The following is a 923-nucleotide window of genomic DNA, read 5'->3' as shown; positions in this document are numbered from 1 at the left end:
CTACGCCGTACTCCGCGAACTCCAGACCCTGCTCGGCATCTGGACCGGCGCCTGCCGCACCTGCCTGCAACCCGTCCCGACGCGACGACCCCACTCACCTAACTCGACCTAACAAAGCCCTACTAGTGCTGCATCAGGCAACGTTTGCCCTGTCGACGACGTCGCGTAGGCGTCGGTCGTCGGCATGGCGGTTCCGCCAGATGATGTAGCGGCGGATCATGCTGCCCTGTTCGGCGTGGGTGGCGTGGTCGGTGCCGTCGAGGGTGAAGTAGCGCAGTGCCGTGAACTGGGCCTCGATGCGGTTGAGCCAGGAGGAGTTCGTCGGCGTGTAGGCGATCTCGACGTTGTTCGCCTCGGCCCAGTCGGCGACGCGACGGCACTTCTTCGTGGTTAGGTGCGGGGAGAAGTTGTCGCAGACGATCGCGATGCGGACCTCGGCCGGGTAGAGCGTGCGCAGGTAGCGGCAGAACTGCAGGAACTCGGTCCGCCGCTTGACCGGCTTGATGTGGCCGTAGAGCTTGTCCTTGCCCAGGTCCAGGGCGGCGAACAGGTGTCGCACTCCGCCGTAGCGGTTGTAGGTGGCCCGCCGCCGCCGGCGCGGCTCGCAGTCGGAGTCCCGATGCCTGCCGCCGCGCTCGGCCCACTGCCGTCCGGGGTGGGGCATCAGGTTGAGCGGCCCGAACTCGTCCATACAGAAGATCACGTCGGGTTCTCCGGTCTCGGGTATGACCTCGCCGTCGGCGATGGCGTAGAGGTGCTCGACCCGTGCCTTTTTGGTCGCGTAGTCGGGGTCCCGCCAGGGCCCCGGCGTTCTGATCATTTAGGTGTTACGTCCGGTTTTTTCCGGTTGGCTCGCCCTGGTCAGTGCGGGAGACGAGGGGGCTGAGTTGCCAGGCGAGCGCGGCTCCTGATGATCTTTCAGG

1 protein-coding gene is annotated in these 923 nt (G+C 66.1%); it reads right to left on the bottom strand.

The features are described 5' to 3' along the window. Positions 1 to 133 precede the first annotated feature (133 nt). A complete protein-coding gene (locus tag KME75_RS41985; protein WP_219420622.1) occupies positions 134 to 820 on the bottom strand; it encodes a transposase in 687 nt (228 codons plus the stop codon). Positions 821 to 923: the final 103 nt, after the last annotated feature.

It is taken from the genome of Pseudonocardia nigra (assembly GCF_019396355.1).
Classification (GTDB): domain Bacteria; phylum Actinomycetota; class Actinomycetes; order Mycobacteriales; family Pseudonocardiaceae; genus Pseudonocardia; species Pseudonocardia nigra.
The sequence above is the reverse complement of the archived record's forward strand: the minus strand, read 5'-3'. Positions and strand labels throughout refer to the sequence as shown.

What these genes read in the sequence shown, in the direction of transcription:
- KME75_RS41985 (WP_219420622.1), bottom strand. Translation starts at nt 820, where the DNA reads ATGATCAGAACGCCGGGGCCCTGGCGGGACCCCGACTACGCGACCAAA.